Source organism: Belliella calami, from assembly GCF_022549695.1.
Lineage (GTDB): Bacteria > Bacteroidota > Bacteroidia > Cytophagales > Cyclobacteriaceae > Belliella > Belliella calami.
In genome coordinates, this window is record NZ_JAKZGS010000003.1 from 302,640 (window position 1) to 318,644 (window position 16,005).

Sequence of the window (16,005 nt, forward strand, 5' to 3'; positions counted from 1 at the left end):
ACAGCAGAGATGCTGCATGAAAATGAAAAGAGAAAATAACAAAAACCAAGGGTCAAATAGAGACTCTAAATCAAGCAAGCCTTATAACAAAGAAGGTAGAAGTGACAGGAAAAAAGATTTTTCAAAAGATTCTGATTTTAGAAAATCAAGATCTAAAGATGAATCTAAACCTGAAGGAAGATCTAAATCACCTTTTAGAAAATCAGAAGAATTGACAGAAAGAAAATCTGCAACTTCCAAAAGGACGTATAGCGAATCTTCAAAATCTAAATCAACAAAGCCAGATGGATTTAGCCTAGAAGGTCATCCGAAAAAGAAATACACTCCGAAGCCTCAGGAAGGTAGAAATAGTCCTTCTTATGGAAAAACCAGCAGTAGGTCAAAAACTGGAGATCCAAAATTGAATTCTGGGGAGTTTAAGACTGTGTACAAAGGTCGTGGAAAAGATGAAAGGCCAGTCTTCGAAACAGTAAAAAAATCTGATATCGAGAAAAAAATGGCTGCGAGAAAGAAATCCCAAAAGCCATCATTCCACGAAGCGCCGACTGAGCCAAGACCTGATTACAATTTTGATAGAATTGAGAAGAAATTCAACAAAAATCAAAATGATGATGTGATCAGACTAAATAAGTATATTTCAAATTCTGGTGTTTGTTCTAGGAGAGAAGCTGATACATTGATTCAAAATGGAGACGTCAAAGTGAATGGAGAAATTGTCATGGAAATGGGCTACAAAGTCCAAAGAACTGATACAATTACATACAAAGGAAAAACAATCAATCCAGAGAAACCAGTATATGTTTTACTGAACAAGCCAAAAGATTTTATCACTACAACTGACGATCCAATGGAAAGAAAGACAGTGATGGAATTGGTAGGGAATGCATGTAAAGAAAGGATCTTTCCTGTTGGGAGATTAGATAGGAATACAACTGGTCTCTTATTGTTTACAAACGATGGTGAGTTGGCAGCTAAACTATCTCATCCTTCAAATCAAATCAAAAAGATTTATCAAGTTACTTTGGATAAGCCTTTGACCAAAGCAGATGAGGAAACCATTTTGGAAGGTTTTGCCTTGGAAGATGGCGATATTAAAGTGAATGATTTACAAGTGCTTTCAAAAGACAAGACGATTTTGGGTCTTGAGATACATGTCGGAAGAAACAGAATCGTAAGAAGGATTTTCGCGCACTTTGGATATGAAGTTGTTGCACTGGATAGGGTAACCTATGCCGGCTTGGATAAGAAAGATTTGCCTAGGGGTAAATATAGATTCCTCAATGAAAAAGAAGTGATTAATTTGAAATATTTCAAATAATAACTTCCAAAACCTTGAAAATATAAAAGGGGCTTCTTTTCGCAAAGAAGCCCCTTTTATTATGGTTAATTAGTGTCTTATTTTGTTGCCAAAAGTTTTGAAAAACCATCTTCAGACTTTACAAAGAACTCGATTCTTGAGTTTGAAATTGGGTGGTTGAATACATATGTTTTTTGGAAGCCTTTCGTATCTTTCAGTTCTTCTTCATGAACCAATTGGTTGTTTTCATAAATTAGAATAGACATATTGGAAGGAAGTAGAGAGTTTACAAGCAATTTGTATTTGTTTCCTTGTACTTTTTCGAGTTTTGAAAATACAACAGGCTCAACTTTTTTGTCTCCTACATTGAATTCCATGTGTTCTACTTCGCCGTTGCCATTGTAAACACCAATCTGGTATTTTCCATCTTTCAATTTTGAGAAGTCATATGCTTTAGAGAATTCTTTTTTGGAAAGGATTCTATCTGAATGCACCAAAGCATTGTAGTCATCATAGATTTTTACTGTAACGGCTCCAGTAGGAACCATGCCATAAATCAATTGTACTTTGCTGTCTTTTACTTTTTTAAGTTTGACAGTTCCTTCTGTTTGTTCGTTTCCTGCAAAGGCTGTAAATGAAATGCTCAATGCTAGGATCATTGCTGTAAATAATCTCATAATAGTATAATTTAATAGGGTTAAGAAATACTTATTTCGGATTAACCTCTTGTGTCGATATCTTCGAGCACTTAAAATAGAGGCCAGCTACTTTGGGGGGTGATCCTTTTAAAAGATCATGGTACAAACATAGGTACGCTAGTGTTAAATTGCAAATAATTCAATAAAAATATTTAATGATTATCAAAAAGGTAATGATTTGATCACTTTAATGAAAATATGGTAATCAAGTGAAAATTCTTTCGGAAACGTTATCGTAAATTATACTATGGTCAAAAAATAGGTTTGTACAGAATAATATTTTGTTATCGGAAATAATTTTGATGGTATCAGAACATATATTTTTTTTCTGAAAAATTATTAAAATTTTACCTCAGTTGAATTTATTTTTTTCACAAATGCAAAAATCCTTAGAAAATGAGAGTTCATTCTCTAAGGATTTTGATGACTTTGGAATAAAAATCTTCTCTTTTTCTAATTACATCATAGGTGTAGCCGCTTCAAAAAAACACCCATCTAAAATAAAGTATTCATCATAAATTAGGCATTTGCATAGAATTCAGCTACTGTTGACAGTCAATCAGTGACGATTATCAGCATGATCTTCAAGTGAAAATTCATTTTCTGGTGTCACTGCAGATACTTAAATTATATTTTATCAAAACCAAGGTATGGTACGAGTACTTTTGGCATTTTTATACCATCTTCAGTTTGATTGTTTTCCAATATAGAAGCCACTATTCTTGGTAAAGCCAAAGCTGAACCATTCAATGTATGCGCTAATTGTGTCTTTTTATCACTTCCTTTGAACCTCAACTTTAATCGATTTGCCTGAAAGTTTTCAAAATTGCTGACAGAACTTACTTCAAGCCATCTTTCTTGTGCAGCAGAATATACTTCCATATCATATGTCAAAGAAGATGTGAATCCCATATCACCACCGCAAAGCCTAAGAACTCTGTAAGGCAGCTCAAGCTTTTGAAGTAAACCTTGTACATATTTGCTCATGTCCTCTAGGGTAATGTAAGATTGGTCAGGGTGTACGACTTGCACGATTTCAACTTTGTCGAATTGATGGAGTCTATTCAAACCTCTGACATGGGCGCCCCAACTGCCAGCCTCTCTTCTGAAGCAAGGGGTATAGCCCACATTCTTGATTGGGAAATCTTGTTCATTCACAATCACATCTCTATAAAGGTTTGTGATAGGAACTTCTGCTGTAGGGATAAGGAAAAGTTTGTCTGCAGTGGCCTCGTACATCTGACCTTCCTTGTCAGGAAGCTGACCTGTTCCATAGCCTGATTCTTCATTGACAAGAATCGGTGGTTGCACTTCCGTATATCCAGCTTTCATCGCTTCGTCCAAGAAGAAGTTTATCAAGGCTCTTTGAAGCCTAGCACCTTTTCCTTTATATACTGGGAATCCTGCACCAGCGATCTTTACACCCAAATCAAAATCGATGATGTCATATTTTTTTATCAAATCCCAATGTGCCATTTTTGATTCTGGCAGCTCAGGAATAGAACCATGCTCTAGGACGATCTCATTGTCTTCCGCTGATTTTCCCGCTGGAACGGAGCTATGAGGAATGTTTGGGAGGGTATATAGCTTTTGCTTAAGTTCCTCTTCAATCGTGCTGAAGCTGTCTTCAAGAACTTTTATTTGCGCCTTTATTTCTGCTGTTCTAGATTTTATCTTTTCAGCTTCTTCTTTTTTTCCTTCTCGCATCAACATTCCGATCTCTTTGGAAATATTGTTGGATTCGGCTTGTAAATTATCCCTTTCTGTCTGAGTTTCTTTCCTTTTGTTGTCAAGTTCGATGACCTGATGCAGCGTTATTTCAGCTTGCTGGAAATTTCTTTTTGATAAACCTTCCAAGACAACATCGAAGTTGTCTCTAATCGTATTTACAAGTAACATAAAATGTGTCGTTCTTTCTGATTATTGATAGCTGCAAAGATAAGGATGTTCTTTATTGAATTATTACACTTTTGCGAATTGTCGAGAATGGACCGTCTAATTCTTTACCGTCTCTGTGTACCAATTTGATCGTTAATAGGTGCTCTCCTTTTGGTAGGTTGGCGATTCTGACGGGTGTGACTTGCTCTACTTCATAGTTAATCTCGTCTACTGCGATGATTACCTTCAATTTGTCCTTTTTCAGGTCTCCTCCCAAAACCAAAAAATCTATCGTAACTTCTTGTTCAGAAGTGTAAGTCTGCTTATCAACCGGCAGATTGACAGCTATGTATGGCTCAGCTGAATATGGAAATGGTCTTGTGTCCCCAACCCTGAAGTCCCTGTCAACATAATTCCCAAACTCTTTCAGCATCAAACCTTCCTCATCTACCAAGTATGCAATAGATCTGTAGGTTCCTTCTTTGAGTTCTCTTTGGAAAATTGGCATGTTGTAGCCAACTGGGTCACTTGAATTTAGGATTAATTTCAATTGCAATCCACTTAAACCTTCGCCATATGGATAGTTCTTGACATTGAATTCAAAAGGGATTTTCCCAGGTTTGAAGACTTGATTTCCAAGCGGGCTAAACATTTCCAAAATTGCGTCTGGGTAATCATTTTTCTCCTCATAAAAATAAAAACTGATTTCTGGAGACACTGTTTCAAGCGTGTCGGCTGTTTGCATTTTATGTTTGATTTCTTCCTTTTTTTCTCGCCTGGATTCACAGGAAAACAATGTGTAGACTAAGAAAATAAGAGTGAAAAAGGATATGTGTTTCATAGTGTTTGCTAGCTAGAGAACTAAAGATATTTAATTTTAGCTTAAAAAGCTGTATATTTCGAAGTAAATTATACCCTTATGACTGAGATTTTATATGACGAAATCCCATCGCTAGATTTGGCGGATTTCACTTCTGGAAATGCGGAAAAAAAAGCAGCCTTTGTTGAGAAATTGGGCCAAGCTTATAATAATATAGGCTTTGCTGCTATCAAAAATCATGGATTGAATAAAGAGTTGCAGGATAAGCTTTATGATATCATCAAAAGATATTTTGCGCTTCCTGATGAGGTAAAGACAAAACATGAAAAGCCAGAAATTGGTTATCAAAGAGGTTATACCGGTAAGGGAAAGGAGCATGCAAAAGGCAGAAATACTGGGGATTTGAAAGAGTTCTACCACGTTGGTCAAGAAAGGGCTGATATACCAGACGCTGATCCTATCAAGTCTGAGTACCCTGAGAATGTTTGGCCTTCGGAATTACCCGAGTTCAAGGAAATTGCCTTGGAGACCTACAAGACTTTGGAGGCTGCAGGAAAAAATATGCTCAGAGCAATTTCCCTATACTTAGAGTTGCCTGAAGATTATTTTGAGGATAAGGTCATTTACGGGAATTCCATTTTGCGACAAATTCATTATTTCCCTATCGAAAACCCAGATGAAGTTCCTGCAGATGCAGTAAGAGCAGCAGAGCATGGTGACATTAATCTTATTACATTATTGATGGGTGCAAGTGCAGATGGATTGCAAGTCTTGAGAAAGGATGGTAAATGGATCCCGATCACAGCGCTTCCTGATCAAGTAGTGGTGAATGTAGGAGATATGCTGGAAAGATTGACAAACAAGAAATTGAAATCAACGATTCATAGAGTTGTAAATCCACCGAGAGAAAAAATGAATTCCAGTAGGTTTTCGATTCCATTCTTTATGCATCCAAGATCCGAAATGGATTTGACTTGTTTGGAAAGTTGTATTGATGAAAATAACCCAAAGCAATTTACAGATGCTACAGCAGGGGAGTTCCTTGATGAGCGTTTGAGAGAACTAGGCTTAAAGAAGTAAGCTGTGACCATAAAGAAAGTAAAATATTATCTTTACCTCAAGGATGTGTTGTTGCTTTCTGTTACCGCTTTTGGTGGCCCTCAAGCTTTTCTGGCCATGGTACTAGATACCATGGTCAAGAAAAGAAATTATATTTCTGAAGAGGATTTGTGGGAGCTGAACGCACTCTGTCAGATTCTGCCAGGACCAACATCCACACAGACAATTTCGGCAATAGGTTATAGAATTGGAGGTCCTAATTTGGCTTACTTATCTCTTTTTGTTTGGATTTTGCCAGCCACGGTTTTGATGATAGCCGCGGCTTTTTTGATAGATTTTTTGCAGGAAAATACTCCGGGAGCTTTGAGTTTTGCGAAATTCATACAGCCTATGGCGATAGGTTTTATTATATATGCTGCGCAAAAAACCATTTTTAAAATGGTCAAAACATCGGAGGCTACAGTATTGATGATGATGGCTGCATTTATATCTTTCTTTTATCATTCGCCCTATGTGTTTCCTATTTTGCTTTTAGTAGGAGGGCTTACCACTTCATTGAATTATAAAAGTCATCCAAAGCAAAAAGGAGATAGAAAGTTGATGATTTCTTGGGCGAACTTTTACCTCTGGGGAGGAATTTTAGTGTTTGCAGCTGTTTTGGGAGCATTGACAAAGAATCAGTCGATTTTGCTTTTTGAGAATTTTTACAGAAACGGAAGTTTGATCTTTGGGGGTGGCCAAGTTTTGGTGCCCTATCTTTTTACGGAGTTTGTTGAGTTCAAAAAATTCCTTTCTTCCGAAGAGTTTCTAACGGGCTATGCCATATCTCAAGGGATGCCAGGGCCTACTTTTAGTATCAGTTCTTATGTAGGAGCGCTTTCGATGCGAGAATATGGAGTGGTTGGATTACTGACGGGAGGTTTTATAGCTGCTGCTGGGATATTTTTGCCTGGGACATTCCTTATTTTCTTTGTAATCAGATTTTGGGATCAGTTGAAAAAGTATAGGCCTGTTCGTGCTGCCTTGGAAGGGGTGAATGCGGTGAGTTGTGGGATGTTGATCGCTGCTGCATATTTGCTTTTTGAGCCTTTGGATTCTAATTTATTCAATGTGCTCGCAATTTTTGGGACTTATATTTTGCTCCAATTTACAAAGATTTCATCTCCTTTGATTATTGTTATTGGAGTATTGGCAGGGATTGGGTATAATTGGATTTTTTGAAATTATGGATTTTGTAAGGGTCTTGAAGTAACCTAGATATCGATTTTTCTAAGTAGAGGAGATGGTTTTTTGATTTGTGAATCATTAAATACCAGTGATAATTGTTCTGTATGTATAAAGATTGTTCTTTAGGGATACTGAGCAAGGGGCATGGGAGTTCTAGGTAGACTTTTATAGCCCACCTAGAATTTCCAAGAAATTTAAAAGCGGAATGGCAGTGGTATCATTGCTGATGGGATAACTTTCGCTTCCACTGTAAACAATGTATCTGTCAGTTGCTTTGATATCCTCGCAAGAGATTACAAAACCCTTAGAAACCTTTGGACTCATGGTCCTTTTGATTTCAATAGCGATTACCTTGGTTTTATAAGTGATGACAAGGTCGATTTCTGCTCCAGAAAATGTCCTGTAGTGCCAATACTCAGCTCCTTTTGGTAAAACGGATAGGATGTTTTCAATGATAAATCCTTCCCAGCTTAATCCCAAGATAGGATGGCTAAGTAGTTCGTCCATTTCGCCTATATTCAATAAAGCATGAACCAAGCCTGAATCTCTGATATATACTTTGGGACTTTTCACCAAGCGTTTGCCGACATTACTATACCAAGGTCTGATACTTCTCAAGAGAAGCAAGTCTTCCAGCAATTCAATGTAGCTTTTGATAGTAGGAGAGCTGAGATCCATGCTACCACCAAGTTGACTCATGTTGAGTTGGGTTCCTTGTAGATGTGCAAGCATTGTCCAAAGTCTCCGAAGTCTATTTGCCGGGATAAATTGTGCTATTTGTGGAATATCTCTTTCCAGATAGGTCGTAATGAAATTATTCCTCCATCTCAAGCTTGCTGCATTTGATCTTGCCAAGAAGCTATCGGGAAATCCACCTCTTAGCCACAATCTTTCCAATGAATTGTCTTCTTTTTGGACTTCCAAAAGATTGAGGGCGAAGAGCTCTTCATAAGCGATCCTTCCCGCCAATGATTCAGATGATTGCTTGATCAATTCAAGAGAAGCTGATCCCAAAATCAGGAATTGACCGTACCTGTATCCTTCTTTTCTCCTTTTGTCTATGACTCCTCGAAGTATTGGATAGAGCTCAGGCACTCTCTGGATTTCATCCAAAATGATCAATTTGCCTTTGTGAATGTCGAAATATTGCTCAGGTTCTGCTAGCTTGCTCCTGTCACTTGGACTTTCTAAGTCTAAATAAATAGCTTCTTTGTCCAACTTGATAGCGATTTCCTGAGCGAGCGTAGTTTTTCCTACCTGCCGCGGTCCAAGGATAGACACGGCTGGAAAGTCTTGAAGTGACTCTTCTAGTTCTAACGCTATTCTTCTATAAATCATCCTTGCAAATTTAAATATTAATTTTAAAAAATCAATGCTTACTATCCTATCCAACATTGAAAATTTAAAATACAATTTTAAATTTTCAATGTTGGATAGCTCTATAATCTATTCATTTGACTTTTAAAGGCTGTTTTTGTCTTTATCAGATTTTTCTAAGTCGATTTTCAAAATTGAGCCAATTAGCGAGGCGATTGCTGAGATCAAAAAGAAGATTAAGCTGAAGGCTACAGCGGCATTTTTGTCAATTCCGATGTATTCATGGCTATAAATAAAAACCAATTCTCTAGCGCCAACACCACCAATCGTGAGGGGAAGCACTGCAACGATGGAAGAAAGAAGAAAAATAAATTGATACTCCAAGATTTTCTCGTCAATTCCCAAAGCCAATAGAATAAAATAGGCAGCTATCATTTGTGAGATTTGTCCAAGTAAGGAAAAACCATTTGCCTGAAGGAAGGAGGGAAGGAATTTTCCAAATAGATATTTTGTGATCAAATAAAATACGGGAAGAGTAAGCAGAATCAAAATGATGGCAATCAAGGACAAGGGAATCTCCTGAATAATGATTAGATCAATATCTACTACCAACAATAGTCCAAGTAGGAGTAGGATGATTGAAACCAATCCACCCAACCTGTCCAGTAAAACTGCTTGAAGGAGTGATTTTACTGGGATTTTGAAATGCTTGTTGAGTAAGTATACCTTGTATCCATCACCACCAATCCCACCCGGCAAGAATAGATTGTAAAACATTCCTATAGCATACAAGATCAGGTTCTTCTTTTCGCTGATGTACAAGTCAATGTTTCTAAAGTAAAGATTGAGCCTGAGTGCAGTAAATACTTTGCTCAAGATAAAAAGTAAAAATGCAGGGAATAGCCAAAACCAACTTGCTGATTGAAGAACAAGTAGAAGCTGATCGGTATCTATTTTTCTGAAAACCAAAAAAACAGCTAACCCTGTAAGGATTAGCTTGAGTACTAATTTCAGTGTTTTCTTATTCACCCTGATAGACGGATTTGATTTTGTAAGTTTTTTTGTCCTGAGACTCAAAGTAGGTCCTTATGATTATCTCAGCAATAATCCCTGTTGTGATCAACTGAATTCCTGCCAAGAGGAAAATGAACCCCAACAAAAGGATTGGTCTTCCCCAGATGTCACCACCCATTATTTTTTCGATCAACAAATAGAAGTTGATCACAAACCCAATCAAAAGTGACAGCAAACCCAAGGTGCCGAATATATGTATTGGTCTTTGGAAGTACTTTTGGAAAAAGAGCATCAGGATCAAATCAGCCATTACTTTGAATGTTCTGCTCAATCCATATTTTGAGGTGCCATGAATCCTTGGGTGATGCTTCACATCTATTTCGGTCATGCTAGCACCTTCTTGCTTCGCCAGTACGGGAATAAATCTGTGTAACTCCCCATACAAGCCCATGTTTTGAGCGATATTTGCCCTATACACTCTCAAGCTACATCCGTAGTCATTTAAATACACTTTTGTACTGTGACGTATGATGTAATTGGCGATTTTGCTAGGGAATTTTCTAAGAACGAAGCCATCTTTTCGGTTGGCTCTTCTTCCAGCTACCACGTCCCAATCTTCATCAATAGCTTTCCTTAGCATCCCGGGAATATCAGTAGGATCATTTTGCAGATCACCATCCATGGTTGCAATATACTCGCCTTCTGCCATGTCAATTCCGGCAGCTAGCGCAGTGGTTTGGCCATAGTTTTTGTTGAAAATGATCAGCTTCGTGCGGTTATTGGCGTATTTTTTTACTTCAGATACTGTTTTGTCAGTAGATCCATCCTCTATCAAAATCACTTCATAATCGATTTCTTTAAGTGCATCATAAGTTGCATCTAGGAGAGGCTTGATATTCTCTTCTTCGTTGTAAACTGTGATTACAACAGAAATTAATGGCTTGGTCATGGAAAATTAATTTCATCAAAAATACGGTTTTAATTTAGAGACAGCAAATAATGCTTTGAATTGACGCATTTCTTTAGTTTTATTTTGACTCATAAAGCTTCCGAAATTCTCGCAAGCAAATTGAAAATATTATCTTTGTTGCTAAATCTTGAAACTACAAGCTGTGAAAAATTTATCCATTTGGTTTGTCATGTTGGCTTTCGCCTTGTTGGTGGGGCCTTTTGCATTGAGTTTTCACATGCATTATCCGGATGAGATGTACTATTCTGATGCAGCAGTAAGGATGGTGCAAACTGGTGATATCCAAACGACTTATTTGGGTAGCGAAGAGCTTAGGTTCAAAAAGCCTATTCTTACCTATTGGTTTGTGCTCGCGGGTTTTGAATTGTTTGGTGTGACACCTTTTGCTTCAAGGTTTTTCTTTTTGATAGCAGGTGCTTTGACTGTCGGTTTGGTATATTATGGTGCGAAATTGATGTTTGAAGATCAAAAAATTGCCAAGCTTTCCGCCTTGATAATGGCTTCTCATCCAGTTTTGATTTTGAGTTCTACCCGATCGATTCCAGATGTATTGCTCGGAATGTTTATGGCCATGAGTGCAATTGGGTTTATTGGATTTTTACGATTTGGAAATGATGCTCCCAAGCGATTCAGTTGGTTTTTGTTTCTTGGGTTGGCTTTTGCATTTGAAGTAAAAGGTCTTCCGGCAGCAGCTTTTGGCAGTTTAGGCTTGATGTTTTTGGTTTTGAATCCTTGGAAAAGAATAAAGATTCAGAAAGCATTCTACTTACCAGCAGTGTTAGTAAGTTTGTTTATTGCGTTTTATTGGTTTGTGGCAATGTATTGGATTCATGGAGCTGAATATTTGGATTCATTTGTCGAAGATCAAGTAGGCATGAGGGTAGCATCCCGATATTTGTTGGTTTTGAAAAACCTCTTTTTAGCGATTCTTTTAATGGTAGTTTTATTTGTTCCTTGGTTTCTGTTTGGGGTTAGAGGTTTCAAAGAAAATTTCAAAAAATTATTTCATGAAGAGAAGGCTTTTACTGGATTTGTGGTTCTATGGGTCATTGGGATCATTTTGATGTCTGCCCTAGTTACCAAGTTTTATGAAAGATATTTGCTTCCAGTTGTTCCCTTGACGACTATCTGGGTAGCTTGGCTTTTGGTGAAAAATGGCCTGTTGGAAAAAATAAAAACAATGAAGTTTGCTTTGTTTTTTTTCGTGTTTCTCAATGTAATTGTACTGTTAGTAGGATTGTTTTTCAATGCTCTCTTACCTTCAAACATTTGGATTTGGCTTCAGGTAATCATCTTTGCATGCTTGATAGTTTATTTGATTGCTCAAAGGAAAGTTGAAAATAAATTGCCTTTTTTAATTTCTATGAGTGTGCTGCTTTTGTTTTTTGGTGCGAGTATTTCTACTTACCAAATTTCGCTACCTGACGCAGGGCAATTGATTAAAGTGTATGCAAATGATCAGGATATAGAAAAAGGAAGTTCAATAGCATATTTGGGTCATTTGCATACTGGGAGTAAGATCAGGATTGGTCTCGGTCCAGATTACAGAATGGTGGACATTGAAGAATCTGACTTTGACACAAAGGTTGTAGCTTTTGACTATGTGATAGTTGAAGAAAAATACTTGGATAAATTATCCAAAAATGAATTTGACATCCAATTGGCAGCGCTCAATTGGGACGCAAAGTATATATCAAAAATGTTTGCTGCCCTTTGGAATGGAAATGCAGAAGAAGTAAAGATGCAATACGGCAAGAAATTTTATTTTGCTAAACCTATTTAGAAAGCAAAAGTTCTTGAATACAAAAGGGTCCAATTAATATTCGCTCGTTTCTATTTCTTTGATTTGATTGAGGTCTTGAAAAACAGCTATGATGTAGGTTTTGACAGTGTCTTTTCGGTAGATGGTATAGAATTTCTCTTCCAATATAAAGTGTTCAAATCCTAATTTAACAGCATCTTGAACTTCGAGGTCTCGTGTGATATAAATTCCTGCAAATCCATCTTTCTCAAACTGACTGATTCCTGGCCAAAGGTCAAATTGGTTTTTTCTTCTTCCCAGATTTATATTGAATGTTTGAGGGTTCCCTTGAGAATAAAATGCCATTTCGGAGGAAATGTGGTAACTGTCACTGAAGACAAATGATTTCTCCAAATTCAGACTGTCTTTAAGGAAGTCTATTCGTTCACCCATTTGTCTATATCCAGCAAGCCTATTCATTGGGTCTTTAGATGGTTTTAGGATTTTCTTGAATCCAACAGCATCAAAAGGCGTAGGGAAAAATAATATCATCAATACAAAGCCAGTCAAAATACTCGAACCTAAAGCATACTTCCTCCAGGTTTGCGAAGCGCTATCCAAGTAATGCGCCATGATGATCGGAAGTGTCAGCATCCCAAATGCAGGCCAGTTAACATTCACATTTTTGAAAATTGACATCACGAGAAACAAGAGCCAAACAGCCAAAGTTGGTAGAACCAGGTACAATGCTCGTGGGTCTTTTTTGAATTCTATTTTCTTTAAACCTACCCACAGTATAGGGATGAAAAACGGCGAAAGGAAACCTAACTGACCGCCGACATATTCACCGATGTATTTGAATGATTGGGTAATGTTGAAGCTGCTTTTTTCACCTTCTACCCCTCCCAATGTTCCTACATGTTTGAAGGTCACAAAGTCATTTTGGAAGTTCCAAATGACAATCGGAATCAAGGAAAGGAACGAAACCAACACATATATCCAAGGGCCTTTGGTGAAGAATCTTTTGCGATCTGTCAATAAAATGTAGAGAGCCAAAATCGGCAATATCAAAACCATGATGTTTTTGGAAAGAATTCCAAAAACAGTTGCAAATCCAGCAAGAATCCACCAAGATAACTTATCTGATTGCCAAGCTTTCCAAATCCAAAATAAAGCTAAAATCCAGAAGAAATACAAAGATGAATCCGTCGTGTGGAAAATTGAACCAAGGTGAAAAAATGGCATCACAGACAACATCATACTCGCCCAAAATGCAATTTTACCTTTTCTGTAGATTGACAATGCAAATTCAAAAACCACCCAAGCTGTAAGAAAGCTAAATAATACAGCATTGAATTTGACGGCAAATTCAGTATCTCCAAAAACCGATGTGCTCATAAAGTTGTACACAGCGATCATCAATGGCTTGGAGTAATAATTCCAATCTAGGTGTTTTGACCAAAGCCAATACTGTGCTTCTTCTGTAAAAATGCTGTGATTTGAAAAATGAAAATAGACAAGTTTGAAAATGGCTATGATCGTCAATAGACTAAGCGTCAGTTTTCGATAAAAGGAGGGATTTTTCATTTGGACAGCTTTGGACTGCAAATATGCTAAAAAATGAAGGCCTTTCCATGTTGGAAAGGCCTTTTATGTATTTTTTGGGGCTTATTGATTTGCTAAGACGACTTTCTCTTTGAATTTCTTAATCTGTCTTCTCAGTCCTTCGACGGCTTCGTCCGCAGCGGCTTCAAAGGAGTCGCTTTGGTTTTTTGCAAAAAGTTGTTTTCCCGGGACATTCAGTTTTATTTCTATGATCTTATTTGCGTTTTTTTCATTCTTGTCGAGTCTCATAAAAACTTCTCCGTCAATAATGCGATCGTAGAAGGTGTCTAGCTTATCGGCTTTTCTTTGAATGAAGTCTGTCAGCTTTTGATCGGCATCGAAATGGATAGAATGCATTTGAAGTTTCATAACGGTATTTGTTTATAGTTAAACTTATATTACGCTTTTGGATGTGCTTGTTCAAACACAGCCTTGAGTTTTTCCATGGAGTTGTGGGTGTAAACCTGCGTCGCAGCCAAGTTGGCATGACCGAGAAGGTCTTTGACGGCGTTTAGATCAGCGCCTTTGTTTAGCAAATGAGTTGCAAAGGTATGTCTAAGTATATGTGGGCTTCTCTTCGAAGTCTGCGCAAAAAGATCTAAATAATGTCTTACGATGCGGTATATCTTCATAGGATATGCAGGTTCTTTTGTATTTGTAACGATAAAGTAATCACTCTCGTCTAGAAAAGAAAATGTTTCTTCAAATACTTTTTTATACGAAATTATATTCTTTTTTAGGTTCAAAGTGATTGGTATAATTCTTTCCTTTTTGCGCTTTCCAATCACTTTCACATAGTCCTCATGAAGGTTGATGTCTTTCCATCTGAGTTCCAAAAGTTCAGATAATCGTACTCCTGTCAAGTATAAAAACTCCATGACCATTCGATCTCTCTGCCCATCAAAATCAAAATCATAAATGTCCTGATCCATGATTTTTTCAATGGATTCTTCCTGTACAAATTCAGGAAGTCTTTTTGGGGTTTTGAGTGCTTTGAGCTTGTATGTAGGGTCTTTTTTGATTTCTCCAGATCTCAGTAGGAATTTGTAAAATGACCTTAATGTGGCTATTTTTCTATTGATAGAAGTTGCGCTGAGGTTTTGTTCGACAAGATCGATTACCCATGCCCTCAACTCAGCATGCTCAGCGAAGCTTATGTCATTCTTCTCGAATGAAAGACTACAGAATTCCTGAAACTGCCCCAGATCCTTTTCATAGGCGATGACAGTGTGTCTGCTTGCCCTTTTTTCGTACTCTAAGAAATTGATGAAGGATTCTATCATGTATGATGTTTCTGATATTTCAAGTTAATTGTTTTAAATGAAATATGGTAGAAATATCCTTAATAAAAAAAATTGAAATAGGGTATAAATAGGGTTGAAATAGATACTCTGCTAGGGGCAAGATATTTGTAGATATTGGATATGAGTCGATATTGTAATGAGTCTGAATTTATTGCTTAGCTACTCGCCTTCCAGGAGTAGTTTGCAACTACCCCTTATGTATTCTGATTTAGGAGATAGGGTTACTATGAAAGTGGAATTGTAAATTCCTGGGATAAAAAAGCTTAGATGCAATCTAAGCTTAGTCAGTCTCCGACTGGGTGTAGTTTGCAACTACCCCTTAGGTGTTCTGATTTATAAGATAGGATTGCTTTGCAAGTGGAATTGTAAATTCCTAGGATAAAAAAGCTTAGGTGCAATCTACGCTTAGTCAGTCTCCGACTGGGTGTAGTTTGCAACTGCTCCTTATGTATTCTGATTTAGGAGATAGGGTTACTATGAAAGTGGAATTTTAAATTCCTCAGATAAAAAAGCCTAGATGCAATCTAAGCTTAGTCAGTCTCCGACTGGGTGTAGTTTGCAACTACCCCTTATGTATTCTGATTTAGGAGATAGGGTTACTATGAAAGTGGAATTTTAAATTCCTCAGATAAAAAAGCCTAGATGCAATCTAAGCTTAGTCCAGATCAGAAATTATTCTTTTTTTGGGAGTGCTTCTTTGGGGATGTAGATGGCGTCCATTGATATTGCAAAAAAAAAGCGCATCCACTTTCGGTAGATGCGCCAATTGAGTGTATCTCAAAAAGATAGCAAACAATAAATAATATTATTTAGCTTCTTCAGTTTGTAACATTTGCTTGTATGCAGCTTTGATTCTCTGCTCTCTGTTTTTTACAGAAGGTTTTACAAAATGTTGTCTTGCTCTAAGTTCTCTTACAGCACCTGTTCTATCAAATTTCTTTTTGAAACGCTTAAGCGCTTTCTCGATAGATTCATTTTCTTTTACGTTGACTATGATCATATGTTTACACCTCCTTTCAGGGTTGCAAAGGTAGGGAATTTATTTTGGTTTAAAAACTATTGGTTGGATATAAAT

Annotated in this window: 14 protein-coding genes; 4 read left to right on the plus strand and 10 right to left on the minus strand. The window is 37.2% G+C overall.

Translation table 11 applies throughout. The annotated features are described in order from the left end of the window. Window positions 1-22: 22 nt before the first annotated feature. Complete coding sequence (locus MM236_RS05965) at window positions 23-1,318, plus strand: pseudouridine synthase (RefSeq protein WP_241274032.1); 1,296 nt, start codon at window positions 23-25, stop codon at window positions 1,316-1,318. Window positions 1,319-1,395: 77 nt separating this feature from the next. Here MM236_RS05965 and MM236_RS05970 read toward each other — a convergent pair whose 3' ends face one another. The 3 genes from MM236_RS05970 to MM236_RS05980 all read right to left on the minus strand — a co-directional run bounded on the left by MM236_RS05970 (window position 1,396) and on the right by MM236_RS05980 (window position 4,618). Continuing rightward, entirely contained in the window at window positions 1,396-1,974 is a 579-nt protein-coding gene (locus tag MM236_RS05970; protein WP_241274033.1) for a hypothetical protein, read from the minus strand. A 648-nt stretch (window positions 1,975-2,622) separates the two neighbouring features. Beyond that, a complete protein-coding gene (gene serS, locus MM236_RS05975) occupies window positions 2,623-3,894 on the minus strand; it encodes a serine--tRNA ligase (RefSeq protein ID WP_241274034.1) in 1,272 nt (423 codons plus the stop codon). 52 nt (window positions 3,895-3,946) lie between these two features. Further along, a complete protein-coding gene (locus MM236_RS05980) occupies window positions 3,947-4,618 on the minus strand; it encodes a hypothetical protein (RefSeq protein ID WP_241274035.1) in 672 nt (223 codons plus the stop codon). A gap of 174 nt (window positions 4,619-4,792) precedes the next feature. On the opposite strand from MM236_RS05980, the gene MM236_RS05985 reads away from it, so the two are divergent. Further along, complete coding sequence (locus tag MM236_RS05985) at window positions 4,793-5,773, plus strand: isopenicillin N synthase family dioxygenase (protein ID WP_241274036.1); 981 nt, start codon at window positions 4,793-4,795, stop codon at window positions 5,771-5,773. A gap of 3 nt (window positions 5,774-5,776) precedes the next feature. Further along, window positions 5,777-6,973 (plus strand): chromate efflux transporter, encoded by a 1,197-nt coding sequence (chrA, locus tag MM236_RS05990; RefSeq protein ID WP_241274037.1) that lies wholly within the window; start codon window positions 5,777-5,779, stop codon window positions 6,971-6,973. Window positions 6,974-7,144: 171 nt separating this feature from the next. Here the strand turns inward: chrA and MM236_RS05995 are convergent, their stop codons facing one another. The 3 genes from MM236_RS05995 to MM236_RS06005 all read right to left on the minus strand — a co-directional run bounded on the left by MM236_RS05995 (window position 7,145) and on the right by MM236_RS06005 (window position 10,259). After that, window positions 7,145-8,317 carry an ATP-binding protein gene (locus tag MM236_RS05995; RefSeq protein ID WP_241274038.1) on the minus strand — a complete coding sequence of 391 codons (1,173 nt, stop codon included), beginning with the start codon at window positions 8,315-8,317 and terminating at the stop codon, window positions 7,145-7,147. 123 nt (window positions 8,318-8,440) lie between these two features. After that, window positions 8,441-9,325: a lysylphosphatidylglycerol synthase transmembrane domain-containing protein gene (locus tag MM236_RS06000; protein WP_241274039.1), complete on the minus strand. Its 885-nt coding sequence runs from the start codon at window positions 9,323-9,325 to the stop codon at window positions 8,441-8,443. Continuing rightward, window positions 9,318-10,259 (minus strand): glycosyltransferase family 2 protein, encoded by a 942-nt coding sequence (locus MM236_RS06005; RefSeq protein WP_241274040.1) that lies wholly within the window; start codon window positions 10,257-10,259, stop codon window positions 9,318-9,320. The genes MM236_RS06000 and MM236_RS06005 overlap by 8 nt, the downstream gene beginning before the upstream one ends. A 163-nt stretch (window positions 10,260-10,422) precedes the next feature. On the opposite strand from MM236_RS06005, the gene MM236_RS06010 reads away from it, so the two are divergent. Beyond that, complete coding sequence (locus MM236_RS06010) at window positions 10,423-12,063, plus strand: ArnT family glycosyltransferase (RefSeq protein WP_241274041.1); 1,641 nt, start codon at window positions 10,423-10,425, stop codon at window positions 12,061-12,063. 33 nt (window positions 12,064-12,096) lie between these two features. Here MM236_RS06010 and MM236_RS06015 read toward each other — a convergent pair whose 3' ends face one another. The 4 genes from MM236_RS06015 to rpsU form a co-directional block, all read right to left on the minus strand. After that, complete coding sequence (locus MM236_RS06015; RefSeq protein WP_241274042.1) at window positions 12,097-13,608, minus strand: ArnT family glycosyltransferase; 1,512 nt, start codon at window positions 13,606-13,608, stop codon at window positions 12,097-12,099. Window positions 13,609-13,689: 81 nt separating this feature from the next. Continuing rightward, complete coding sequence (hpf, locus tag MM236_RS06020; RefSeq protein WP_241274043.1) at window positions 13,690-13,995, minus strand: ribosome hibernation-promoting factor, HPF/YfiA family; 306 nt, start codon at window positions 13,993-13,995, stop codon at window positions 13,690-13,692. A 29-nt stretch (window positions 13,996-14,024) separates the two neighbouring features. Next, window positions 14,025-14,909, minus strand: a complete 885-nt coding sequence (locus MM236_RS06025) for a tyrosine-type recombinase/integrase (protein WP_241274044.1) — start codon at window positions 14,907-14,909, stop codon at window positions 14,025-14,027. A gap of 826 nt (window positions 14,910-15,735) precedes the next feature. Then, a complete protein-coding gene (gene rpsU, locus MM236_RS06030) occupies window positions 15,736-15,930 on the minus strand; it encodes a 30S ribosomal protein S21 (RefSeq protein ID WP_241274045.1) in 195 nt (64 codons plus the stop codon). Window positions 15,931-16,005 lie beyond the last annotated feature (75 nt).

Excerpts from the sequence above, each read along its gene's own strand:
- MM236_RS05965 (WP_241274032.1), top strand. The coding sequence starts at position 23 with ATGAAAAGAGAAAATAACAAAAACCAAGGGTCAAATAGAGACTCTAAA.
- MM236_RS05970 (WP_241274033.1), bottom strand. The coding sequence starts at position 1,974 with ATGAGATTATTTACAGCAATGATCCTAGCATTGAGCATTTCATTTACA.
- serS (WP_241274034.1), bottom strand. The coding sequence starts at position 3,894 with ATGTTACTTGTAAATACGATTAGAGACAACTTCGATGTTGTCTTGGAA.
- MM236_RS05980 (WP_241274035.1), bottom strand. The coding sequence starts at position 4,618 with ATGCAAACAGCCGACACGCTTGAAACAGTGTCTCCAGAAATCAGTTTT.
- MM236_RS05985 (WP_241274036.1), top strand. The coding sequence starts at position 4,793 with ATGACTGAGATTTTATATGACGAAATCCCATCGCTAGATTTGGCGGAT.
- MM236_RS05995 (WP_241274038.1), bottom strand. The coding sequence starts at position 8,317 with ATGATTTATAGAAGAATAGCGTTAGAACTAGAAGAGTCACTTCAAGAC.
- MM236_RS06005 (WP_241274040.1), bottom strand. The coding sequence starts at position 10,259 with ATGACCAAGCCATTAATTTCTGTTGTAATCACAGTTTACAACGAAGAA.
- MM236_RS06015 (WP_241274042.1), bottom strand. The coding sequence starts at position 13,608 with ATGAAAAATCCCTCCTTTTATCGAAAACTGACGCTTAGTCTATTGACG.
- hpf (WP_241274043.1), bottom strand. The coding sequence starts at position 13,995 with ATGAAACTTCAAATGCATTCTATCCATTTCGATGCCGATCAAAAGCTG.
- MM236_RS06025 (WP_241274044.1), bottom strand. The coding sequence starts at position 14,909 with ATGATAGAATCCTTCATCAATTTCTTAGAGTACGAAAAAAGGGCAAGC.
- rpsU (WP_241274045.1), bottom strand. The coding sequence starts at position 15,930 with ATGATCATAGTCAACGTAAAAGAAAATGAATCTATCGAGAAAGCGCTT.